Origin of the sequence: Sphingomonas sp. SORGH_AS_0870, from assembly GCF_031453175.1 — a bacterium.
Classification (GTDB): domain Bacteria; phylum Pseudomonadota; class Alphaproteobacteria; order Sphingomonadales; family Sphingomonadaceae; genus Sphingomonas.
Genome location: NZ_JAVIYW010000002.1, coordinates 2187884 through 2211368, shown reverse-complemented (window position 1 = coordinate 2211368; position 23485 = coordinate 2187884). Strand labels below are relative to the sequence as shown.

The window sequence follows — 23485 nt, the reverse complement described above, 5'->3', positions numbered from 1 at the left end:
GCTCACAGCCCCACCAGCCCCGGCAGGCCCGCGATGCTCGGAATCTCGTGCACCTGATAATAGCTGTTCAGCGGTTCGTGCCCGCGATTGACGAAGGCCTTGTTCGTAATACCCATGTCATAGGCGGTCATCAGATCGTACCGGAAGCTGGACGAGACGTGCAGCACATCCTCCGGCCCGCAACCCAGCTGATCGAACATATACTCGAACGCCTGCATCCGGGGTTTGTAGGCCTGGGCCTCCTCGGCGGTGTAGACGGCGTGGAACGGCGCCTCGAGGTTGCGGACGTTCTGCGGGATGAGATCGACCATCGAGTTGGACAGGATGACCAGCGGATATTCCGCCGCGACGCGCTTCAGCGGCTCGACCACGTCCGGGTGCGGCCCCCAGGTCGGGACGGCGGCATAGACGTCGGCCGTGTCGCTATCGCGATATTCGATGCCCCACTTCGCGCAGGTGCGGCGTAGCGATCCTTCCACGACGTCGCGATAGGGCTTCCATGGACCCAGCACCTCGTCGAGGCGATAGGCGGAAAAGTCGTCACAGAACCGGCCCATATCAGCTGCCGCGATCCGATCAGCGTAGAGGCGCCGCGCGATCGGAGCCATCTCGAAATAGATCAGCGTGCCATAACAATCGAAGGTGATATATTTTGGACGAAGCATGGTCGGCCCCCTTTGCTGATGTGAATTGCCGAACACGGTGATAGCGGCTGGCGTGCGGCAGAATCGCTCGTTGCAGCCGCGCCGATGCGGCACGACAAGCAACCTTGATAACGTCACAGCATAATATGCTGCGCATTTTCGATGGCGGACAGCCTGCTGACGCGCATCCCACGGGGTAAATCGCTGCTCGTGGCGGACGGACACTGCGGGAATGCCGTTTGCCCCCCGATTTTCGGAAGCGTCTGCCGACCGGTCGCCGCTACACTCCGGTCAGACCTTATCGCGTCGGGAGCGCCTGCGCTCAGAGGAACGCGGTAGGGCCGGGACGGGTGGGACATGACGAACGACAGAGCGGGACAATTCTATGTCGATGGCGCGTGGTGTGAGCCGGCGATGCCCGCACCCGCAATTCCCGTCACCGACCCGGCGACCGAGAGCGTGATCGGCACCATCGCAGCAGGGTCTGCCGCCGATGTCGACCGGGCGGTCGCCGCCGCCGCCCGCGCCTTTCCTGATTTTGCGGTCAGTCCGGTCGCGGAACGCATCGCGCTGCTCGGCCGGATCGCCGCTCTGCTGGAGGAGCGCGCCGAGGCCTTTGCCCAGGCGATTGCGACCGAAATGGGGGCCGCGATCGGATTTGCCCGCGCGTCGCATGTGCCCTTCGCCATCGCGCATGTCCGCGCTCAGATGGAGGTACTGACGGATTATCGCTTCGAGCGGCCGGAAGCGGGATTCACTTTGTGCAAGGAAGCGATCGGCGTCTGCGCGCTCATCACGCCGTGGAACTGGCCGCTCTACCAGATCACGGCCAAGGTCGCGCCCGCGATCGCCGCGGGATGTACGGTCGTCCTGAAGCCCAGCGAATTGTCACCCTATAGCGCGCTGTTGTTTGCAGACGTGATGCATGATGCGGGTACGCCCGCGGGCGTTTTCAATCTGATCGGTGGAACCGGCGAGTCCGTCGGCGCGGCATTGGCGGCGCATCCCGACGTCGCGATGATCTCGATCACCGGCTCGACCCGCGCGGGGGTGCTGGTCGCACAGGCGGCCGCGGTAAGCGTGAAGCGCGTCGTGCAGGAATTGGGTGGCAAGTCACCCAATATCCTGCTGCCCGACGCCGACTTCGCGCAGGCCGTTCCGCGTGGCGTGATGGCCGGAATGCGTAATGTCGGCCAGTCGTGCAGCGCGCCGACCAGGATGTTGGTCCCCGCCGCGCGGCTGGCCGAGGTCGAGATTCTGGCGGCGAAAGCGGCCGCCGAATGGCGCGTAGGCCCGCCCGATGACACGACGACGACCATGGGCCCCATCGCCAACGCCGCGCAATACGCCCGTGTGCTGGACATGATCGCGGCCGGCCAGGCGGACGGCGCGCGGTTGATCGCGGGCGGCCCCGGCCGCCCCGCCGGGTTCGACCGGGGTTTCTACGTGCAGCCCACGATCTTCTCGGGCGTCACCCGCGACATGCGCATCGCCCGCGAGGAGATTTTCGGGCCGGTGCTGTGCATCATGCCTTACGAAAGTGAGGATGAGGCGGTGGCGATCGCCAACGACACGGTCTACGGCTTGGGAGCGCATGTCCAGTCGACCGACCCGGTCCGCGCCAGGGCCATCGCTCGGCGCATCCGATCCGGACAGGTCCATATCAACTACCCAGCCTGGACCGCGCATGCGCCCTTTGGCGGCTACAAACAGTCGGGCAACGGCCGCGAATATGGGGTGCATGGCTTCGAGGAATATCTCGAAACCAAGGCGATCCTGGCCTGAGCACGCCATGAAAACCGAGATGATCCTAGCCGACGCACCCAGACCGGTTCCGTCACCCGTCACCGAGACGCTGGCCACTGTGCAGACGCCGTGCCCGTTTCCGAACTTCATCACGGCCATTTGGTCGAAATCGACGCCGTCGCGCTGCTGACGCGCGACTGAGTTTTCCCTTCTCCTGTGGAGAGCATCACCATGGCAAGCATCACGACAGCGGGCCTTGCACCCGATGGGACCGTATCCCGGCCCCAGTCTTTCAACAGCGTAGCGCGGACGGGCGCGCGGTTGGTCGGCATCGACGCGCTGCGCGGCTTCGTCATGGTGCTGATGCTGCTCGACCATGTCCGCGAGGCGTTCCTGCTATGGGTGCCGATCGGCGACCCGGTCGACGCGCTGACCGTCGCGCCTGCATCCTTCTTCAGCCGGATGACCAGCACCCTGTGCGCGCCGATCTTCGTCGCGCTGACCGGACTGGGTGCCTATCTCTATGGCCGGAAGCACAGCCGTGCAGAGACGAGCGCATTCCTGTTCAAGCGCGGTGCGTTGCTCGTCCTGCTCGAACTGACCGTCGTCAATTTCGTTTGGCGTGCCGAATTCCCGCCGACGATCGTCTATCTTCAGGTCATCTGGGCGATCGGGTTGAGCATGATCGTGCTCTCGCTGCTGATCCGCCTGCCGCACGCCGCCATCGTCGCGACCGGATTGGCCATCGTCGCCGGACATAATCTGCTGAGCCCGATCACCGTGCCCGAGGGGAGCATGTTCCACACCGTCTGGGCGTTTCTGCACGATCGCGGCACGGTAAGCTTCGGCGGCCTCCCGGTTCGGTTCAGCTATCCGCTGCTGCCGTGGATCGGCGTGATCTGCCTGGGCTGGGGGATCGGGCCGTGGTTCGTCGGTGCCGACGCCTTGGCAAGGCAGCGGCGGCTGGCGCAGACCGGCGCGCTGATGCTGGTCGGATTCGTCGCGTTGCGGGCGCTCAACATCTATGGCGACGCCCCCTGGTTCGTGGTGCCCGGTTCGGCGATCCGCACCGTCATGAGCTTCCTGGCGCTCACCAAATATCCGCCATCGCTGCTCTACGTGATGGCGACGCTAGGCGTCGGGTCGCTTCTGCTGGCGCTGTTCGACCGGGTGGACGACACGCGGGTGATCGGCTGGCTGGCGGTGTTCGGCGGTGCGCCCATGTTCTTCTATCTCCTCCACCTGTATGTCCTGCGCATGATGTACCTGGGCGCGGTCGCGATCTGGGGCATCAATCACGAAACGGTCTTCGGCTTTCCGTCTATCCCGTGGATCTGGCTGATGTGGATCGCGATGATCGTGCCGCTCTACTTCCCGACGCGCTGGTTCTCGAACCTCAAGAAGCGCCGCAAGGACCTTGGCTGGCTGAAATATTTCTGAGCCAGTCCCCCTTCCCCGGACCCGTTGGAGCCCCGGAATGCCCGCACCCTTGACCCTTGTAGATTCAAGCCCCGCCCTACCCGACATCGCCGATGTAGTCGTGATCGGCGGCGGTATCGTCGGCTGCTTCACCGCCTATTATCTGGCAAAGCGCGGATTGAAGGTCGCGCTGGTCGAAAAGGGCCGCATCGGTGGCGAGCAGTCCAGCCGCAACTGGGGCTGGTGCCGCCAGCAGAACCGCGATGCGCGCGAACTGCCTATGGCAACCAAGTCGCTCGACCTGTGGGAACAATTCGCTGCCGACACCGGCGAGACAACCGGGTTCAGCCGTTGTGGGCTGCTCTATCTCAGCGACAATGAAGCCGAGATCGAGGGCTGGGCACGCTGGCGCGATTTCGCCCGGACGGCGGGAGTGACCACCCACATGCTCTCGTCTGCCGAGGCCAGCGAGCGCGGGCGGTTCAGCAACAAGCCGTGGAAGGGTGGCGTCTTCTCCCCGACCGACGGCACCGCCGATCCGTCGCGGGCCGCGCCCGCCGCCGCCCGCGCGCTGATGGCGCTGGGTGGAACGGTGCATCAGAATTGCGCGGTGCGTGGGCTGGAGACCGAAGGCGGGCGCCTTTCCGCCGTGGTCACCGAACGGGGTACGATCCGCACCCGCATTGCGGTGCTGTCGGCGGGCGCCTGGGCTTCGTCCTTCTGCAATCAATATGGCATCCGCTTTCCGCAGGCCACGATCCGCCAGACGGTCATGGCGGTCGGGCCGGGCGACGACATCTTCCCGGCCGCGATGCACAGCGAGTATATCTCCATGACCCGGCGCGGCGATGGCGGCTATACGCTGTCGATCAGTGGCAGCGGCAAGGTCGATCCCACCCCGCAATTCCTGCGCTTTTCGACCCAGTTCCTGCCGATGTTCCTGCGTCGCTGGCGCAAGCTGTCGCCCGGCGGGCTGGAGGGGGTGCGGTCGGGCCATGAGCGGCTCGTGCGCTGGCGGCTCGACCGGCCGACACCGATGGAGGCGATGCGGATCCTCGATCCCAAGCCCGACCGCGCGGCCGTCGCGCGCACCCATGCCCGCGCGCTTGCGCTGATGCCGCGCCTGTCGGAACGCGTCGTGACTGGGGCCTGGGCGGGCTATGTCGACAGCACGCCAGACGGCGTGCCCGGCATCGGCGAAGTAGACGAACTGCCCGGCCTGATCCTGGCGGCGGGCTTTAGCGGGCATGGCTTCGGCATCGGGCCTGGGGCGGGCCATCTGATCGCCGATATCGTCAGCGGCGCCGCACCCATCGTCGACCCCAAACCCTATCATCCGAACCGCTTTCGCGACTCCGCCTGGGGCAAGGTCGCGGAATTCTAGGGCCGATCAACATTCATCGATGCCTTTCCTTCCCTCGCCCCTCACAGAGGGGAGAGGGTTGCGCAGACTTGGTCTTTGCGAGAGCAAAGGCTTAGTCGGAGCTGGGTGAGGGGTGGGCGCTCGCTTTGCGAGCGCGCGAGCCTCTGGGCTCGCTGTACCCCTCACCCAAGCTGCGCTAGCCAGCAGGCTGGCAAGCTCCGCTAACCCTCTCCCCTGTCCAGGGGAGAGGGAAGAAGAAGCAATGCTGAATGTCGATCCGCCCTAGGCCCCCCCGAGAACCCGAACCTCGGATACTCGAACCGAACCACCGCTTGCGTTGAGGTTCAAGCTGGTTGCATCCCATGGCGCATTGATGAGTTCGGAAAGGACGCCGTCACCGTCGTTGATGAACACCTCGATCGAACCGGCATCGAGGAAGATGCTGACCGTCACCTTTCCGCCAGTGGCGTCGCACCGTACGCTGCGAGTCTCACGCCATGCAACATGGTCGGGCGGATAAGGACCACTCGTGTCCCGTTTCACAAATACATGGCTTTTGTTCAGTTCGAAGCCGATCTGAGTGAAGTAACCCTGGCCGCCGCGTACCGACAGCCATGCCCCGCCCGGCCAGTCGGCACCGACGCGCGTAAGCGTCAGGTCGATCCGCCCGGCGATCATTCCGGCATCGGCGGGCCAGACATAGTCGCGTCCCTCGGCGATAGTCTGGTCCGTCCCGAGCATCACGCTCTGGAACGCATTATTCTGGGCGGCGATCGGCGTCATGCGCAGGCTGGGCGTGCCGTCGGAGTTTCGCTGCAGGCGGATCTGGCGGACGATGCTCAACTGCCCGCGATAGCCGGCGGGGGCGGGCAGTTGATTGGCATAGGCCCAATTGTTCATCCAGCCCATCGTCCACGCCGCGGCAAGCGGATCGGCCGCTCGCGGGTCCTGCCACACCATGGCGGCATAATAATCGGCCCCGCCGTCGAGCCAATGGCCGATCGCGCTGTCGGCGGTGAAGCCGGTCCCGTCAAAGCTGCCCACCCAATAATAGCTGCCGCCGGTAAAGCCGCCGCCCGTCCCGTCGCCGCCGACCAGCAACACCCATTTGTCGACGCCCGTGACCCCGTTCGCGTCGTAGAGGTGCAACGGGAAGAGGTGCGAGCATTCCATCACCCCGCCGACCAAGATGGAGACAAAGCCGCTGGCATAGCTCCACTGTTTCAGGTCCGCAGAGGTGTAGAACCCGATCTTGCCTTCTTCCGACAAGGTCATGACCCAACGCGACGTGGGTGCATGCCAGAACACGGTCGGGTCGCGGAACGGCTTGTTGCCCGGAAAATTGGGATGGACGATCGCGTGGAAGGCGAAGCTCGCCCCGCCGTCGCGCGAATACCACAGCGCGGTCGACTGGTTCTGTCCGGCGGCATTGTCGGCGGGCATCGTCGCCAGCGCGATCAGCGTACCCGCCCCGAAACCGGCGGTGTCGTCCGTGTCGATCACCGCGCTGCCGCTCCACACATCGCCGAACGCCGTCGTCCGACGCGGGATCGACACGCCGCGATCGGTCCAGGTGACGAGATCGGTCGAGGTCCAGCGGCGCCATTCGGTGCCGCCATCGGGCCATGTGGGATTGTAGAGCGCCCACATCGTCCAGCTGTCGCCGATCCGCACCGGACGCTGCGGATCGTTGATCCAGCCGCCATCGGGCGCGGCGATATGATAACGCGGACGGCCGCCGACCGCCGCCGGGGCGGGGCTTTGGGTCGGGCTGGGGGTAGGCGCCGGGGCCGGGGCGAGTCCGGTGGCCGAGGCGCTGCCCCCTCCCCCGTCGCCCGATCCGCCACAGGCGGACAGCATGGGCAGGGTCGTGATGAAGCCGAGCGTCTGACGACGCGAAAATATCGATGCCATCTGATTCCTCTCCGCGTGCGACGAGCCGCCGCACGTCATCCTCCGCGCATCGCTTCTTCGAGCGATCGCGCGATATTCGCATCGGGACGGTCCGGCGGACGCGGCAAGGCACGTCCGCCGCCCAGATTACATCTTGAAGCGGACACCCAGGCTGAAATAGCGCCCCTCCACCCGCAGATCGCGGCCAAAGAACTGCGTTTCGTTGTAGAAGCGATAGTTCTTGAAAGGTTGCGCCAGAATATTGCTGACGTTCGCGACCAAGGAGATATTGCGGAACGCATCGTAGCTGGCCGAAAAATCGAGCCGGGAGACCGGCCGCACCAGCTCACCGGCATATTGGTCTTCGTTGATATTGCGGTTGTAGCTGGTGACGTAGCGCGATCGCCAGTTATAGGACAGCCGCGCGGAGATGCCGCTCTTCTCGTAAAAGGCCGTCAGATTGTACGCCCATTTCGACAGGCCGGTAATCTCCACCTGCCGGTCGCCCTCGCCCAGCACGCGGGGCAACTGATTGGTGCCATCGAGATAGGTGACGTTGCCCTGGACGCCGAAGCCCGACAGCGCACCGGGCAGGAAGTCGAAAAAGGTCTGGAGCGACGCCTCGATCCCCTTGATCCGCCCGTCACCGGCATTTTCCGGCCGGTTGAGCTGGACGCGGCCATAGATGGGATCGTTCACGACCTGGGTATAATAGCCGATGAAGCCGTTCAGGTCGCGATAGAAGGCGGCGACCGATGCCGATCCGTTCTTCGAGAAATACCATTCGAGCGACGCATCGTAGTTCTTCGACGTCAGCGGCCGCAGGTCGGGATTGCCGCCCGAACCGCTCGCGTCGAACACCGGCGGCGTGCCGTCGGGACCCGGACTGTTGCGGGTGATGTTGATCGACGGATTGAGCGGGCCGAAGCCCGGCCGGGTCCGCGTCTGGGTATAGCCCAGCCGTATCTGCCATTCGTTCGAGAAGCGGATCCGCGCGATCGCGGAGGGCAGCACATCGACATAATTCTGGCGCGTGACGCTGGGGACGATACCGACCGTGCCGTCGGCGCCCTGCACCCGGCTGAACCCGCGATAGGTGCCGTCGGTGTTGACGATGCGCGCGCCGACCGTGCCGTCGAGCCGCACCCCGCCCAGGTCGATGTCGTATTTCGCCTGGCCATAGCTGGCATAGCTTGCTTCGCTGGCGGTGAAGCCGCCCAGCGGATCGAACGGGATCTCGGCGGTGGCGAACTTGGTCACCGCCTCGCGAATGCCATTGTCCGAGGGGAATAATAGGGTCGCGCGCTGGACCGATTGCAGCGCCAGCAGGCGCAGGGCCTCGCCATTGTCGCGGATCGCATCGCGACTGGGGGCGAGCCAGTTCTTGAAGCGTTGCGGATCGTCGCGAAACCCGTCGGTGATAAGCCCGAGCGCCCCCGTCGGCAGGCTGTCGAGCGGGATGTTCAGCCCGGCGGTATAGGCATAGCGATTGTTGTTCTGCGAATAGGCGTTGCGATCGCTGGCGCGGAAACCGAATTGCAGCCGCGGGAGCCAGCCCCAGTCGGTTTCGAGATCCAGGTCGATGCGCCCCTGAACGCCATCGCCCTTGGTCACCAAGTCGCGCTGGTAATAGCCGCGCCAACGGCTATTGGCCGGATTGTCGATGGCATAGCCGCCCAGATCGAACACCGCCGATCCGCGCACGTCCCAATCGACATTGATGGTGGGCGCGCTGGCGAGCTGGGCGTCGAGGCTATATTCCGACGCCTGATATTTGCTGTTGGTATAGGCGAAGTCGCCCGACAGCGTCGCGCGGCCGGTGGTCCATTTGAAACCCGCCGCCGCCTGCCACGTATCGGTACGGTCATTCTGGGTCGAACGATAGAATTCGGGGACATAGCCGCCGGTCTTGGTGAAGCTGGCCGCCTTGTCCGGCTCGCCCGGCACCAGCACGACATTGCTCAACGTCGGCGCGACGCCGTTCGCATCGCGGCGTTCGAAATTGACGTTGAACGCATCACGCAGCACCTGGCCGCGATAGGCCTGCCACAGCCCCTCGGCGAAGACTTCGAGATCGGGGGTCGGACGCCATTGGATCGTGCCGTTGACCGCCGGGCGGTGGCGCACGCCTTTTTCGTAGAAATTGCCCGCATTGGCGGGAAAGCGGAAATCCATGCCGACGCCCGGCGTGGTCACGGTCAGGTCGTCGGCGGCATCGTTCGCCCCGAAGCCGCGCGGCGAGATGATCGCGGAGTCGGCATAGCGATCGGCGTTGCGATAGGTGGTGCGGACATAGCTGACGTTGATCAGCGCGCCGACCTCCCCGATCGGGGTGTCCCAGCGCTTGGTCAGCAGCAGATTGCCCGCCGGGTCGAACGCCCTTGCCTGATCGTTATAGGAAGCGCGCAATTCGCCCGCGATCTCGGTATCCTTGACGTCGAACGGGCGGCGCGATCGCAGATTGACCAGCCCGGCAAGCCCCGGTTCAATGAGGTCAGACGTCCCCGATTTATAGACCTCGATCCCCGCCGCGACGCCCGCCGGAAAATCCTGAAGGTGCAGCACGCGGTCCTCAGCCGAGAAGAATTCGCGGCCATTGAAGGTGGTCGCGACATCGGGCAGGCCGCGCACCAGGATCACCCCGGCTTCGTCGTTATAGCGCTGGACGGTGACGCCGGTGACGCGCGCAATGGCTTCGGCGGCATTGTTGTCGGGCAGCTTGCCGATGTCGTTCGACACGATCGCATCGACGATCGACGCGGAGTTGCGCTTGATCTCCTGCGCCGATCCCAGCGCGGCGCGATAGCCGGTGACGACGATATCGGCGCTGGCATCGTTTTCGGGCGCGGCATCGGCCTGCGCCTGGGCGTTCCTGTCCTGTGCGGCGGCGGGACTGGCGACGAGCGGCACCAGCGCACTGGATGTCAGCAGGGCGAGCAAGGTCTTCGGCATAAATCCTCCCAGATTTCCGTTATGTTTTTTTGATTTTCAAAAGATCGACGGGGTGGGCGTCAGCCCGGCGCGATCGCTTCCATCGTCATGACGAAGCCGTTCATGTCAGCGCGAGCCCCCGGTCATCGGCCATGCCTGCATCGTCAGCCGCGCCGATCCGCCCCTTGCGCTCGCGCTCCAGCGAAGCGGGCCGCCACCGCGAAAGAAGCGGTCGGTAATGGTACGCGTGCCGTCGCCGACGAACACCTCGAGGATCGACTGATCGGCCAGCACGCGCAGCCGCACCCGCTTTCCCTTCAGGTCGACCGGCGCGATATGGCGGGTGGCGAAACCGTCATGGAAATGCGGGCCCGAGCGGGTGCGGTCGACGAACACCTCGTCGACGGTCGGGTTGACGCCAATCAGCGTCTGGTAACCCTGTTCGTCGGTCAGGGCGATCGTCACCTGTTCCGCCGTGCCGGTGTCGAGATCGAGCGTCAGGTCGGCGGAGCCGCCCGCGATCGGCAGATCGACCGGCATTTCGCCGAGCGTCGCGGCGAAATCCTGTCGCCCGCCGCGCAGGCTCGCCACCTCGCGCACCGGTGCCTGGGCGATGCGATAACCGGCGGGCGTCTTCTTCAGCGTCACCTCACGAGGGACGGTCATCAGGCCGCGGGCGGGCCAGGTCGGTATGGCCTCGGCATAGCGCCAGTCATTCGCCCAGCCGATCCAGATGCGGCGCGGGTCATCCTTGGGCAGGTCGTTCCACGACACGGCGGCGTAAAAGTCCGCGCCATAGTCCATCCACTGCGCTTCGCCGGGCCAGCCCGGCACCGGGGTGAAGCGCTTGCCGTCGAAATCGCCGACGAAATACTGCCCGCCCGAACCGCCGCCGACCGCATTGTCGCCGAGATTGATGCCCAGCACCCAGCGCTTCTCGCCCGGCTCGCCGCCTTCGACCGGCAGTTCGAACAGATCGGGGCATTCCCAGTTCTTGCCCCGCCCGCCGGCCGGCCCGAAGCTGCTGGCAAAGGTCCATTGCTTGAGGTCGGGCGAGGTGAACAGGACCGCGCGGTTCTCCAAAGCCATCACCGCCACCATCACCCAGCGCTTCGTGGGGGCATGCCAGAACACCTTGGGATCGCGGAACTCGGGCGATCCGACGCTCAGCACCTCGCCATGCACGGTCCAGGTCCGGCCGCGATCATTGCTATAGGCGACATATTGCGACTGCAGCTTCGCCTTGGGATTATGCCCCGTATAGATGGCGACCAGCGGCGGCTTGCCGTCCCGGCCGAAGCCGGTCGTGTTGTTCCAGTCGACCACCGCGCTGCCCGAAAAGGCCATGACATCGGCGGTCTCGGGGATGGCGATCGGCAGCTCCTGCCAATGGACCAGATCGCGGCTGACCGCATGGCCCCAACTCATATGGCCCCAGCGATCGCCATGCGGATTATACTGGAAGAACAGGTGATACTCGCCGTCATAATAGACGAGGCCGTTGGGATCGTTCATCCAGTTGCGCTGCGGCGCGAAGTGATAGGTCGGGCGCGGATCGGGACGCTGCGCCGACGCGGCGGAGGCCAGCGCGATCCCGGTCATCGCGAGGAGGGCGATGGTCTTCATGCCGCCTGCCCCTTCAGGTTCATGTCTTCGAGTGCGACGCCGTTGGTCTCCGGCATCACGCGCAGCGTCCAGAGCAGTTGCAGCAGCATCATCGCGCCGAAGAATGCGAAGACCCAGCCGCCGACCGCGCTCGCCACGATCGGGAAAAGCCAGGTGATCGCCGCCGCCGCGACCCAGTGGGTGGTGGACCCCAGCGCCTGTCCCTTGCCGCGCACCGCGCTGGGGAAGACTTCGGAGATGAACACCCAGATCACCGCCCCCTGGCTGATCGCGAAGGCGGCGATGAAGGCCAGCAGGCCGCCCAAGATCAACGTGCCGTTCGGGACGCTGCGTTCGAGCTGCCAACCGACCAGCAGCAGCGCGGCGGCGCATACGACCGACCCGACGATCAGCAGCGGCTTGCGCCCGAACCGATCGATGAAGAACAGCGCGGCGACGGTGAAGAGCAGGTTGGTGCCCCCGACCGCGATCGACTGGAGCAGCGCGCTGTCGGCCCCCGCCCCCGCCAGTTCAAAGATGCGCGGCGCGTAATAGAGCAGCGCGTTGATGCCCGACAGCTGGTTGAACAGCGCGATGGCAATGGCGCAGGCGACCGGGAAGCTGTGCGCGCTCTGGAACAGCCGGGCATCGCCCTGCCCCGCATCGCGGCGTTCTGCAGCCTCGATCCGCGTCAGTTCGGCCGCAGGGTCCAGGAAGCCGAGGCGCGCCATGACCTGCACCGACTTCGCCTGTTGTCCGTGCACCGCCAGCCAGCGCGGGCTTTCGGGCAGCAGGAAGGTCACGGCCAGGAACAGCGCCGAGGGCACCGCGACGATGCCGAACATCCACCGCCACGCCGCCTCGGGCGGCAGCGCCTGCGCGATCAGATAGTTGCTCAGGAACGCGATCAGGATGCCCAGCACGATGTTGAGCTGGTTCATCGCCACCAGCCGCCCACGGAACTTCGCGGGCGACACTTCGGCGATATAGATTGGCGTCACGACCGATGCCGCGCCGATCGCAAGGCCGCCCAGAAACCGGAACGCGATCAGCATCGGCCAGCTCTGCGCAAGCCCGGCGCCGAGTGAGGAAACGACATAGGCGATGGCGACCGACAGCATGATCGCCTTTCGCCCATATCGGTCCGCGGGCGCGCCGGTGACCAGCGATCCGATGACGGTCCCGATCAGCGCGGAGGCGACGGTGAACCCCAGCGATGCGTCGGTGAGCGCAAAGCGTTCCTGCAACGCCTGCGTGGCCCCGGAAATGACGGCGGTATCGAATCCAAACAGCAACCCGCCCAGCGCCGCCCCGGCCGCGCTCAGCACGATCGCGATCGTCGCCCGTGCATCGTCCACATCCTGCCGACCGTCCGGCGTGGTGATGCTATGCATCGACCGTCTCCTTGTTCGCGTGAAAGGGTTCGGCCATGCGCCAGTGCATCGGCCATTGACGTGTCGCGGTGCGATAGGCGAGCGCCAGCGCGCCGGTCAGCCCGGCGGAGGACCCAGCGGTCGGCGCGGCGACATATTGATCCATATCGATCGCCCGCATGCTGGCATCATAGCCCGCGAGCTTCGCGACCAGCGCGGATCGCACCCGCGGGTACATTTGCGGCTGCATCACCCCGCCGCCGACGATGATCCGGTCTGGGCGAATGACATAGGTGAGCGTGGCGCACAGCGCGGCGATATAGTCCGCCTCCATATCCCATGCCGGATGGTCGGCGGGCAGGCGTTCGGCCGGCACGCCCCAGCGCGCGCGCATCGCCGGACCGGAGGCCAGCCCCTCCAGGCAATCGCCATGAAACGGACAGATGCCCTCGAACGCGTCGTCTCCCGGCGCGCGCGGCACCATGATATGCCCGGCCTCCGGGTGGTTCGCCCCGCCATGCGGCGCGCCACCAATCAGCAAGCCGACGCCGATCCCCGTGCCGATCGTGACATAGCAGAAGCTGTCCAGCCCCTGTCCGCTGCCAAACAGCCGCTCGCCCACCGCCGCGCAGTTCACGTCGGTGTCGAGCGTCATCGGCGCGTCCGTCATCCGGCGTAGATGGCCGAGCAGGTCGACATTTTCCCAACCAGGTTTCGGGGTCGAGGTGATGCTGCCGTAATCGGCCGACAGCGGATTGAGCGAGAGCGGCCCGAAGCTGCCGACCGAAAAGGCCGACAGATCGCCATGGACGCGCTGCGCCTCGCGGAAAAAGGCACTGGCGGTGCCCAGCGTCTCGGCCGGGGTCGTGGTCGCGATCCGGGTTTCGGCGAGGATCGTCCCATCACGATCGGCGACGGCGCACAGGAACTTGGTACCCCCGGCCTCGATCCCGCCCAGCAGCAGCGGTTCGGTCACCACGAGCAGCCCGCCCGCCTTGTACGCCGAGATACGGTCGCCATCGTCATCCTCCCATCACCTGCCGCTATTGCGGTCGATGCCATTAAATCTACTAGTGTGATTTAGTTGGTCAAGGGCAAATTTTGCGGCTTTTCAGGGGCTTGCCGAGCAATCGTTTGCAGTTAGCGATACCAGACATGGCTCAGGCGGGCGGGATTTCGCGAAAGCCGACTAGCTGCGCTTGAACAAGCTGCTGAGATCAGGCGAATACTGTGCGTGCAGCGGCAACAGTCCTGCACCAATCGCCGCGGCCTGCCGCCCCAACGTGCCGATGCGCAGTTCGGGCGCGAAGAAATCGGGTGGGGCATGTTCGGCGAGCTGCCGTTCCACCGCCGCCGCGATGTCGGCCATTTCCTCCGCTGCCAGCGATCCGTCGAGGATGACCGCCTCGAGATCGAGCAGGCTGTTCGCACCCGAGATCGCGAAGGCCAATGCTTCGGTACAGCGCCGTCGCCAGCCTTCCAGTTCGGCCGGCGTCGCGGCGAGATCCCGATCGTAGAGCGAGGCATGATGGATCAGCGAATCGCGCCGACCATCGGCCATGACGGGCATCGACGCCAGCGCCCCGGCATTGCCATGCCGCCCCTGCACCACCTGCCCGCCAAGGACCAGCCCCCCGCCGACAAAGGTGCCGAGGTTGATCAGAAGATAACTCTGGAGATCGGCCCCCGCCCCGCACAACAGATGCGCCAGCGCCGCCGCATTACCGTCATTGTCGAAAAAGGTCGGCCAGTGCAGTCCGGCGCGCAGGCGGCTGGCGACATCGCCGCGCCGCCACTCCTCGGCCTGATCCTCGGAAATGCCGAGCTCGTCGCGCCATTCGCCCAGGAACCACGGCATCGCTATGCCAATGCCCAGAAAGGTGCTGGGATCGCGCAGCGACGCCGGCAGTTGCTCGTGCAGGAACCGGTCGATCCGTTCCACGACCAGATCGATGGTCGGAAAGGCGCTGGCATCGCAATGCACGGCCTTTTGCTGCCCGTCGAAGTCGAGCAACACCAGCGTCATGGCGTTCCGGCCGATTTCCACGCCGACCGTGTAACCCCGCGCCCCGTTGATACGATAGACCGTGGCCGGCTGCCCCATGCCGCCCGTGCGCTTCTCGGCCTGGAACAGCAATCCGTCACTGTCGAGTTCGTCGATGATGCGGACCACGGCCTGGGGTGACAGTCCCGTCACCCGCGCCAGTTCGGCCTTGGATGCACCGTTTAATCGTCGGATCGCCGACAGGATCAGCCGCTCGTTATACCGCCGCATTCCGCTCGCGTTCGTGCCCTTTCGCACCCCATGCATATGGGCATCCGCTCCTATCGAACCATCGTTATCGCCCTGTGATACACGGGATTCGGCGGAAAGTACCGCTTCACGCGCGCATTCATGGTGCGGGCGGGGTCAGAGCGTGATGGGTGGCGGCGCATGTCGCTACGACGCCGGACGCCCCTGACGGCGGAGACCGGTCGCTTCGGCTACCCCTCGCGGGTCGCGACATCCGCCGTCCGCTCATTCGCCCCATTGGCCATCGTCGAGCGTCGCGGAATAAGGGTCGGTGCTGCCATCTGGATCGGCTCGCATGGCCGACTGCGGCCCGAGATGAGCAGGTCGAGCGCGGTCATGGCGATCTGATCGAAGGGCACGCGGAGCGGCGTGAGCGGCGTGGGAAGGCAACCCACGATGGGAATGTCATTATATCCGACCAGCGATACGTCCTCGGGCACCCTGAGCCCCAGATTGAGCAGCGCCGACATGGCCCCGATCGCCGTATTGTCGTTGACCGCGAAGATCGCCGTGGGTGGCGACGACAGGCGCATCAAGGTCAGTGCCGCATCGATGCCGGCATCGATGCTGAACGTCGAGTCGACGATGAGATCGGGGTCGGGGCCGATGCCCTGTTCGCCAAGCGCCCGAAGATATCCCTCCTGCCGCCCCCTGGCACTGGAGGCATAGCCCGGCCCCGCGATGATACCGATCCGCCGATGGCCCAGGTCGAGGAGATGCCGTGTCGCCAGATAGCCGCCCAGCCGGTCGTCGCCGATGGAGGACAGGCTCTTGCCGTCGGTCCGAAGCGCCAGCACGAACGGCACGCCACGTTTGGCCAGAATGTCGGGCAGATCGTCATCGTCGCGTGCGGTGGCCAGGATCAGCCCATCCACGCCACGCTGCAACAGGGACTCGGCGGCCCGCAGCTCGCCCTCGACCTGCTCGTCGGTCGTCGCGACCAGCGCGATACGACCGGTTCGCCCGCATGCCCGGGCGATGGCTTCGTACAGCATCGCCATGACCGTGTCGGTCAGCCTGGGCACGATGACACCGATCGTCATCGTCTGCCCCCGGCGCGGCCGCAACATCGAGGATCGTCACCCTGCCCGGCTTGGTGTTGCCATCCATCTTCGCGATACCCCGTTGACGCAGACCGAATTCGGCCGCCTGCTCGTAAAATCTGGCATTCGGCCTGCGTGTCTCTATCGACGGAGCCGCATTGTTGGGCATGCCCGTTCAGGGATCGAGCGGGTCCGCGGGATCGACGCGCAGCGCCTCATGGGATGGCCTCATGGCGATGGCGGTGAGGGCGATACGCCCATCGGCGGTGGCGGGCTGATAGCCGAGTTCGCGGCGGTTGCGCTCGACAAAGGCCGGGCTGGCGACCGCATCGATATGGGAGGCGTTGCTGACCACGAGCATGTCCCGGTCGAGCGGCGCGTCCATCGCGATCAAGCGGCGCGTGGCGTTGCGGACATTTGTCGTGGTATGCCGCGCATAGGGTTCGACCACGATCGCGTCCGCCGGAATGCCATAGCGTTCGATCAGGGCACGCCGCATCTCCAGCGCCTCGACATGCGGCGTGTCGCGTGGATGCACGGCACTGCCGCTGACGATCAGAAACGGCGCCGCGCCCTTGGCAAATTGCTCGGCGGCGACGCGCACATTGACCTTGCCCTTGGCGCTGAGCGGCGTTTCCAGGTCATCCGGCCCAACCCCGAGGACCAGGATCGCGGTATAGCGATAGCGGCTCCACGCCATGGTCCGCGCCCGCCGGATGGCGGCGGCATTATACCGCTGATCCAGGGGCTCGAAGGCGACGGCGGCATTCTTGTCATTGGCATCGAGCAGGGCGAGCGCCAGCGACAGGCTGATGTCGCCGCCGACCGCCGGATCGCCGCGCTGCGCCCCGGCCATGACGACCGCATCGGCCACCTTGGCCGCAAAGGCTTCGCTCCCGAACGGCGCGTCGGACCCGTCGATCAGCGGATAGCGCGGCAATTTGCCGACGCCGTACACGCGCAATATGTCGTTCAGCCCATCGACCTGCCGCCGCACGTCATCCCCTTGATCCGGGAAGCGCGCGGCGAAGGCTTCCCGCTCCTCGTCACGCAGGATCGCCGCCGCGACCACGCAATCAGGCGCTCCCGCGCAGGCCCCGACGCGCCGATCCCGCGCATCCCCCGCCAGCGGTCCGTGCAGCGCCGGAAAGAGCCGCGCCGCCATGGCCGCCAACTGGGTATCCCGGACCGCTGGCGCGGCGGCGGGCAGCGGCTGGGCGATCGAGATCGCCAGCGCCGCCGCCGCCATCAGCCGCCCCATGGGCCTCACCAGGCCTTGCTGACGACGAAGCGGACGCTGCGCCCGAAGATCGGGCGGCCATAGATCGCATCGCGCGAAGTCTGTCCGTCGAGCTGGTCGGTGCGCGGATTGCCCTCGGTCAGCCCCTTGTTGTTGAAGATATTGTCCCCAACGACCTGGAACTGGAACCCGCCATGGGTCAGCGTCGCGCCGAGCCCGAAGGTGTTATAGGCGGGCAGGCCGGTATTGTTGAACAGGTCGACATAACGACGTCCGACGAACTCGTAGCGGCCATAGACCTCCACCTGATCGCCGCCTGCGTCAAAGGCGAAGGTCGGACGGATATTGCCGAACACCTTGGGCTCTCGGATGATCTGCTTGCCGTTGACGGCCGAAGGATCGGCACCCGAGCTGTTCTGCAAATTCTTGTACTTGGGCTCCTGATAGGTGAACGAGCCGGAGACGAAGAACCATGGCACTGGGGCCAGCGTGCCGTCGACCTCGACGCCCTTGACCTCGGCCTGGCCGATAAAGGGCACCGACTGGTCGTTGCGGCCGGTCGTGGGATTGAACGCCACGAACGAGGCGTTGAACGGATCGAACTTCGTATAGAAGCCCGTCATATAGAGGTAGTTGCGTCCGAAGGATGCCTTCAGCCCGGCCTCATATTGGTCGGCCTGCGTCTTCACCAGCACGGGGTTGATATTATAATAGCTGGCGGACTGCGGCGGCACCTCCAGATGCGAGGCACGCACATAGCCGCCGAAATGGGTGCTGACGTCGTAGTTGATGCCGATCGTCCAGTTGGTCGCGACCGGGCTGTCCTTGCGTGTCTGGCGTCCGCCATCGAAGCTGCGGACGCTGTTGTCGGCGAGCGTGGCGGGATCGCCCAGATTGACCGAGGTCGATGTCAGGCCATAGCCGCTGATATTGTACCATTCATGGCGAATGCCGCCATCGATACGCAGGCCGGGCGTCACCTCCCAGGTGTCGTTGGCATAGAGCGCATAAACGGTGGAATCGACATCGCCCTGGTTCAGCGTCGTGCCGTAACGCAGCACGCCCTTGTCGGTCACCGAGCCCAGCACCGCCCCACTCGCCGAATAGGCGACGAGGTCCAGCGTCCGGGGCTGGCCGCGCACCTCCATCAGATAATCCTGATAGACCGCCTTGTTGGTCAGTCCATAGGCCGAGGCATAGCCGCCCAGCCGCACGTCATGCGTACCGAAACCCGTCTCGAACTTGCGCGTGACGCTGACATCGCCCTGCCCCGAATAGAAGCTGGAATCGACGCCGCGATACTGGCCCTGCACGACCAGGCCCGACGCGGCATAAGGGTCATAGGCCGTCGCGCCATTGGTCCCCGACAGCGCATAGCCCAGCCGCGCGACGGGCCCGAACGCGGCCGTCGCCGCACTCTGGAAACCATTGGCAAAGCTGTTGGCGTCGACCGGATTCGAAGTCGAATAGAGCGCGTCGAAGCGCAGCTTGCCCTGCGTATAGCCGGTCTTGGCCGAGAACTGCCAGCCGCCGAATTCGGCGTCATATTGCAGGCCGATATTGCCATATTCCATGTGACGGCCATCGGCCAGATCCCGCGTCTCGCTGCGCACGACACCGGCAGAGTCGCGATACTTCAGCGTCACCCCGCGAAAGGCCGGCGAGTTCAGCGTGCCGTGGAAGAAATCGATATAGGGATTGAGCGACACCGACGGATTGCGCGGATCGGCGATCGGGATCGGCAGGTAGAAGCTGTTATGGTCGTTCAGATAGTTGACGCTGATCTTGAGCGTGCCGTTGTCGAGGTCGCGCTTGATATTAGCGCGGATCTGGCCGCCGCGATCATTGGGAAAGCCATTGTCGCGCTGCCCCCCATCCTGTCGCAGATAGCCGCCGATCGCATAATAGGTCCGCTCGCCCAGCGGCCCGGCCTGCATCGCGTCCAGGCGATACAGGTCGGTGGTGCCCACCGTCACTTGGACCTTGCCGCGCGTCGTGTCGGTGCCGGTCGCCGTGATCGAATTGACGATCGCCGCCGCCTGGCTGGCGAAGATCGGCGCCGGGCCGCCGCGCACCACCTCGACCCGCTCGGTCATCAGGTCATAGCGGTTGAGGCTGTCGCCGCGAAAGAAATTGCCGTTGATGTCGTGGAACAGCGGCAGGCCGTCCTGCTGGAACACCGCATAGCCGTCATCGGTCGGAATGCCGCGAATGCGCGTGACGTTCTGCACCTCGCCGCCCGTCGCCTCGACCTGGATACCGGGCAGCTTGCCGAGCAGATCGGCGAAGTTCAGCGGGGCAAGCCGCTTCACATCGTCCTGCCCCAGCGAGTTGACCGCATAGGACACGTCGAAGCGCCGCTGCCGCCGCGCCGAACCCGTGACGATCACCTCTTCGCCGGTCGCCGACTGCGCCGCCATATCCGCCTGCGCAGCATCGGTCGTCGCCGTCTCATTGGCCGTCTGCGCACTCGCCAGTTGCGGGGTGACGAGAAGGGCCGCGCTCAGGGCGGTCGCGCGCAGCAGCGCGGCTTTGGCAAAGGTCATGATTTCCCCCGTTTCGGATGAATTGGCGGCTCCGATGCCCGTTGTTCGCGACAGATTTGTGAAGCTTTTGAGGGAAATGCATCAACCTGGATCAACGCGGCCGCGTCGTAACGGTCAAAATGCCCCCTTCCAGCAACGCATGATGCCCGACCCGCCAGTCCGCCAGCGTCCGTCCGTTCCAGTCCGCGCGGACGACCACGCCATCGCGGGGGCCGATCCGCCGCACCGTCATCCGTCGCCCCTGCCCCAGATCGATGCTCGTGCGCGCAAATGCCGGCACCGTAACCACATACCAGGGCTCGCCCGGCACGAGCGGATACAGCCCTAGCGAGGCGAAGACATACCAGGCGGTCATCGCCCCGGCATCATCGTCCATCCCGTCGGCAAATCCCTGCGGCGCCAGCGCAAAGCTGCGGCCGACAAAGGGCTGCGGCAGCTTGCCCGCATTGGTATAGGGATGCGCCATCGGCTGCGTCAGGATCTTGCGGACCAGATCGGCGGTCGCCTGGGGCTGCCCCGCCGCCGCGAACAGCCAGGGGACCTGGATGTCCGGCTCATTGGTCATGTTGAACAGGCCCGCGTCGAAAAAGCGGTGCAGCTGCGCCAGCCATTCGGACGGGCCGACCGTCGCCACCATCCAGTCCACATCGAATACCGGCGCCCAGCGATATTGCCACAACGTCCCCTGATACAGGCCCCTCGCCTTGACGATATCGCCGTCCGCGCCCGGCGTCTGAAAGACCGAGCGCCACATCGGGCGATAGCCATAGGCCTGCGCCGAGAAACGGCGCGCCGTCGCCGCCTCCCCCAGGTCTTGCGCCAGCTGCGCGGTCGCCCAGTCGTCATAGGCGGCCTCGATCTGCTGGTCGGGCGTTTCGCGCTGGAGCGTGGCGCTGTCGGCCACCATGCCCGCAAGGGCCGCCCTGGCGTCGAACCCGGCGATGCCTTTGCGCCGCATGTCGAGCAGCGCGATCCCGGCATGTTCGGTGCGAACCGTCAGGAACGGCTCGTTCATCGTCGCCCATTGCGCCTTGCCGCGCCTATAGAGATCGGCGAGCGACCGGGCGATATCCTGGCTGCGTTCGGGTTGCAGCAGGGCAAGCAGGGGCAGCTGCGTCCGGTAATTGTCCCATAGAGACCAACTCGCATAACGGGTCTGGCCTGCGGCCGACCGGGCAATCGTGCCGTCATTCTCGCGATGGCGACGATCGGGATCGTCGATCGCGACCGGGGTCTGGAAGACCCGGAACAGCGAGGTGTAGAACAGCGCGCGTTCGGCACGAGACCCTTCCGGCTTTACCCGCCCTAGCACATTGTTCCAGGCCGCGCGCGTTTCGGCGGCGACCGCGTCGAACCGGCGATTTCCCAGCTCCCGCTTGCGGACGAGCGCGGCGCCATTGACGTCGACACTCGACAGGCCCGTCGCCAGTTCCACGACGTCGCCGCGCCGCACATCGAGGTCCAGGGTCGCAAGGCCCTCCTTCAGGGTCAGCATGCGATGAAGCGGGCGACCGTTCAATGTCACTTGGCTGGACGAAAAGAGACGGTAGAGCCCTTTGTCGCACACCGTCCCCGCCACCATCTCGGCGCGCAGGTCGTCGCTAGCCGCCGTTCGCCATGCGGCGAAGGCCCGCTTGGCATAGCTGTGCCCCGCATCGATCCGCAGCACGACCCGTCCCGGCCGGTTCACCCGAAAGCGCAGCAGCCCCGCCCCCCGGGTCGCGGTGGCCTGTGCCGTGACCCCATCGTCGGACGCAACCTGATAGAAGCCGGCACTCGCGCGCTCGCTGCGCTTGTCCATGACCGCCGGGCCGCTTGTCCCTGCGGGCCGCAACGATACCAGCAGGTCGCCACCCCCGCCACCGCAACCCACCCCGACGCCGCGAGTCAACGAAAAGCCGTGCAGCCGATCCGCCGCGAAATCATAGCCCGCATGGTTGGCGGGATCGGTATCGGGGCCCAGCTGCACCATACCGAATGGCGCCACCGCAGCGGGCGTCAACTGCCCGAAATCAGCCAGCGTCCCAACAAACGGATCGACCAGATCGGCAGGAGCATCGCGCCCAAATGCGGGCGTCGCGATCATGACCAGCCCAGCCGCAATGATGAATTTCATTCCTTGCTTCCCCGTTCGTCGCTCCGCCGAGCGAAAGGGCCATTCCCTATGCGCCTTTTTTGACGCTGCCATGACCTGCCGATCGGCTATGAGCCCGTTTTAGCGGGGTAAACGCCCTTTTGCGTTCATGTGGTACCATGGCAAACGTCAGAAGCGGCATGGAGCCCGTTTTAACCGAACGGAATCCACCTTGAGACGAAGGCTCGGAGCTATCTTTTGGGCACACCCGGTCTACCACACCAGGCGCTTACTGTCCTAACTGCGCTGCCAATCCGTTACCGGGTTGCGCCCTCGATCCAAGCCGCGACCTCCGCTTTAAAAGCGCCAAAGGCGGCATTCGCGGCCGTCAGGTTCACGCAAAATCTTTTCTCCAGAGCGGGGTTTGCGGCCATGAAAAGAGCGGGGATGTCCTCACGCCGGGGTTGCATCCTCCCGTCGCCCGCTTCGATCTCCGCCAGGATGACATGGGCGGCCTGCTCGTCCTCCTCCGTCCACCCGGTCGCCCTCGCCATTTGCTGGGCGCGGAGCTGGCAGATCGCCTGCATCATTTCGACCAGCCCTGCCCGCGCGGTCGCGAGCGGCCAGGCCGCGGCTTCCGCGACATGGCCGAACGCCCGAACCTCGGCATCGCGGTCATCGCCCAGCGCCACGGCGGCGCTGCGCAGATTTCGCCATTCGGCGGAACCGATCCGACCGTCCCGATGCGCCATGAGCAAAGCCTGCATGACGTTCCGTGCCGCCTCGGGCCATGGCCGGATGGCGTTCAGCATCCAGCAGGCCAGCCGCGTCGCATCATCGGCCCCGGCTGTGACGGGATCGGGCTCCTCCATCCCCAATGCGTGGCGGAGCGTCACCATCGCGGGCACGGTCGTCGTGCCGTTCATTCCGCAGCGTTCCCGCGCTTCAACGCGTCCTCGATCATGAGCGCAAGCCGTGTCCGTGTCATGCCACCGACATGGCGGTCGATGATCGCGGCCCCGCAGCGCGTGATCACCGTGGGCACCCCGCGCACGTCGAATTCTTTCGCAAGGTCCGGCGATGTTTCGATATCGATCTTTACCACGACGAGATCACTGGCATAATCCTGGGCGATATCGTCGATTGCCGGCGCCATGGCCCTGCACGGCCCGCACCAAGTCGCGCTGAAGACCAAAAGTTGCAGCGCATCACTCGAGACAGGGTCGGCCGTTTCCGGACGATTTTCATGGCCGGGAAGAATCGTGGTCACGTTAGGCATCTCACTTTCCTGGGAATTTCTGGCTGGGCGCCGAGC

The 23485-nt window shown here is 65.4% G+C and carries 16 protein-coding genes; 3 read left to right on the top strand and 13 right to left on the bottom strand.

The genetic code is table 11. From position 1 onward, the window contains the following. Positions 1-2 precede the first annotated feature (2 nt). Positions 3-665, bottom strand: a complete 663-nt coding sequence (locus tag QE363_RS10550) for a haloacid dehalogenase type II (protein ID WP_309695017.1) — start codon at positions 663-665, stop codon at positions 3-5. Positions 666-1001: 336 nt separating this feature from the next. On the opposite strand from QE363_RS10550, the gene QE363_RS10545 reads away from it, so the two are divergent. The 3 genes from QE363_RS10545 to QE363_RS10535 all read left to right on the top strand — a co-directional run bounded on the left by QE363_RS10545 (position 1002) and on the right by QE363_RS10535 (position 5193). After that, positions 1002-2429 (top strand): aldehyde dehydrogenase family protein, encoded by a 1428-nt coding sequence (locus QE363_RS10545; RefSeq protein WP_309695015.1) that lies wholly within the window; start codon positions 1002-1004, stop codon positions 2427-2429. 192 nt (positions 2430-2621) lie between these two features. Next, positions 2622-3830 (top strand): heparan-alpha-glucosaminide N-acetyltransferase domain-containing protein, encoded by a 1209-nt coding sequence (locus tag QE363_RS10540; RefSeq protein WP_309695013.1) that lies wholly within the window; start codon positions 2622-2624, stop codon positions 3828-3830. A 37-nt stretch (positions 3831-3867) separates the two neighbouring features. Further along, the gene (locus QE363_RS10535; protein ID WP_309695012.1) at positions 3868-5193 is read left to right on the top strand and encodes an FAD-binding oxidoreductase; all 1326 of its coding nucleotides are present in this window, start codon (positions 3868-3870) and stop codon (positions 5191-5193) included. A gap of 261 nt (positions 5194-5454) precedes the next feature. Here QE363_RS10535 and QE363_RS10530 read toward each other — a convergent pair whose 3' ends face one another. The 12 genes from QE363_RS10530 to QE363_RS10475 form a co-directional block, all read right to left on the bottom strand. After that, entirely contained in the window at positions 5455-7086 is a 1632-nt protein-coding gene (locus tag QE363_RS10530) for a glycoside hydrolase family 32 protein (protein ID WP_309695011.1), read from the bottom strand. A gap of 126 nt (positions 7087-7212) precedes the next feature. Next, complete coding sequence (locus tag QE363_RS10525) at positions 7213-10017, bottom strand: TonB-dependent receptor (RefSeq protein ID WP_309695009.1); 2805 nt, start codon at positions 10015-10017, stop codon at positions 7213-7215. Between the two features lie 105 nt (positions 10018-10122). Then, positions 10123-11622 carry a glycoside hydrolase family 32 protein gene (locus QE363_RS10520; protein ID WP_309695007.1) on the bottom strand — a complete coding sequence of 500 codons (1500 nt, stop codon included), beginning with the start codon at positions 11620-11622 and terminating at the stop codon, positions 10123-10125. Beyond that, positions 11619-12995, bottom strand: a complete 1377-nt coding sequence (locus tag QE363_RS10515) for a sugar porter family MFS transporter (RefSeq protein WP_309695006.1) — start codon at positions 12993-12995, stop codon at positions 11619-11621. The genes QE363_RS10520 and QE363_RS10515 overlap by 4 nt, the downstream gene beginning before the upstream one ends. Next, positions 12988-13950, bottom strand: coding sequence for an ROK family protein (locus tag QE363_RS10510; protein ID WP_309695004.1), 963 nt, complete (start codon positions 13948-13950; stop codon positions 12988-12990). Before QE363_RS10510 ends, QE363_RS10515 begins: the two co-directional genes overlap by 8 nt. A gap of 213 nt (positions 13951-14163) precedes the next feature. Then, positions 14164-15249, bottom strand: coding sequence for an ROK family protein (locus QE363_RS10505; protein WP_309695002.1), 1086 nt, complete (start codon positions 15247-15249; stop codon positions 14164-14166). Positions 15250-15458: 209 nt separating this feature from the next. Next, complete coding sequence (locus QE363_RS10500; RefSeq protein ID WP_309695001.1) at positions 15459-16310, bottom strand: substrate-binding domain-containing protein; 852 nt, start codon at positions 16308-16310, stop codon at positions 15459-15461. A 175-nt stretch (positions 16311-16485) separates the two neighbouring features. Further along, entirely contained in the window at positions 16486-17571 is a 1086-nt protein-coding gene (locus tag QE363_RS10495; protein WP_309698173.1) for a YdcF family protein, read from the bottom strand. Positions 17572-17576: 5 nt separating this feature from the next. After that, the gene (locus QE363_RS10490; RefSeq protein WP_309694999.1) at positions 17577-20096 is read right to left on the bottom strand and encodes a TonB-dependent receptor domain-containing protein; all 2520 of its coding nucleotides are present in this window, start codon (positions 20094-20096) and stop codon (positions 17577-17579) included. Between the two features lie 91 nt (positions 20097-20187). Beyond that, complete coding sequence (locus QE363_RS10485; protein ID WP_309694998.1) at positions 20188-22212, bottom strand: glycoside hydrolase domain-containing protein; 2025 nt, start codon at positions 22210-22212, stop codon at positions 20188-20190. Between the two features lie 275 nt (positions 22213-22487). Continuing rightward, positions 22488-23096, bottom strand: a complete 609-nt coding sequence (locus QE363_RS10480) for a hypothetical protein (RefSeq protein WP_309694995.1) — start codon at positions 23094-23096, stop codon at positions 22488-22490. Continuing rightward, the gene (locus tag QE363_RS10475; RefSeq protein ID WP_309694994.1) at positions 23093-23440 is read right to left on the bottom strand and encodes a thioredoxin family protein; all 348 of its coding nucleotides are present in this window, start codon (positions 23438-23440) and stop codon (positions 23093-23095) included. Before QE363_RS10475 ends, QE363_RS10480 begins: the two co-directional genes overlap by 4 nt. Positions 23441-23485: the final 45 nt, after the last annotated feature.

Excerpts from the sequence above, each read along its gene's own strand:
- QE363_RS10550 (WP_309695017.1), bottom strand. The coding sequence starts at position 665 with ATGCTTCGTCCAAAATATATCACCTTCGATTGTTATGGCACGCTGATC.
- QE363_RS10545 (WP_309695015.1), top strand. The coding sequence starts at position 1,002 with ATGACGAACGACAGAGCGGGACAATTCTATGTCGATGGCGCGTGGTGT.
- QE363_RS10540 (WP_309695013.1), top strand. The coding sequence starts at position 2,622 with ATGGCAAGCATCACGACAGCGGGCCTTGCACCCGATGGGACCGTATCC.
- QE363_RS10535 (WP_309695012.1), top strand. The coding sequence starts at position 3,868 with ATGCCCGCACCCTTGACCCTTGTAGATTCAAGCCCCGCCCTACCCGAC.
- QE363_RS10530 (WP_309695011.1), bottom strand. The coding sequence starts at position 7,086 with ATGGCATCGATATTTTCGCGTCGTCAGACGCTCGGCTTCATCACGACC.
- QE363_RS10525 (WP_309695009.1), bottom strand. The coding sequence starts at position 10,017 with ATGCCGAAGACCTTGCTCGCCCTGCTGACATCCAGTGCGCTGGTGCCG.
- QE363_RS10520 (WP_309695007.1), bottom strand. The coding sequence starts at position 11,622 with ATGAAGACCATCGCCCTCCTCGCGATGACCGGGATCGCGCTGGCCTCC.
- QE363_RS10515 (WP_309695006.1), bottom strand. The coding sequence starts at position 12,995 with ATGCATAGCATCACCACGCCGGACGGTCGGCAGGATGTGGACGATGCA.
- QE363_RS10505 (WP_309695002.1), bottom strand. The coding sequence starts at position 15,249 with ATGCGGCGGTATAACGAGCGGCTGATCCTGTCGGCGATCCGACGATTA.
- QE363_RS10500 (WP_309695001.1), bottom strand. The coding sequence starts at position 16,310 with ATGACGATCGGTGTCATCGTGCCCAGGCTGACCGACACGGTCATGGCG.
- QE363_RS10495 (WP_309698173.1), bottom strand. The coding sequence starts at position 17,571 with ATGGGGCGGCTGATGGCGGCGGCGGCGCTGGCGATCTCGATCGCCCAG.
- QE363_RS10490 (WP_309694999.1), bottom strand. The coding sequence starts at position 20,096 with ATGACCTTTGCCAAAGCCGCGCTGCTGCGCGCGACCGCCCTGAGCGCG.
- QE363_RS10485 (WP_309694998.1), bottom strand. The coding sequence starts at position 22,212 with ATGAAATTCATCATTGCGGCTGGGCTGGTCATGATCGCGACGCCCGCA.
- QE363_RS10480 (WP_309694995.1), bottom strand. The coding sequence starts at position 23,096 with ATGAACGGCACGACGACCGTGCCCGCGATGGTGACGCTCCGCCACGCA.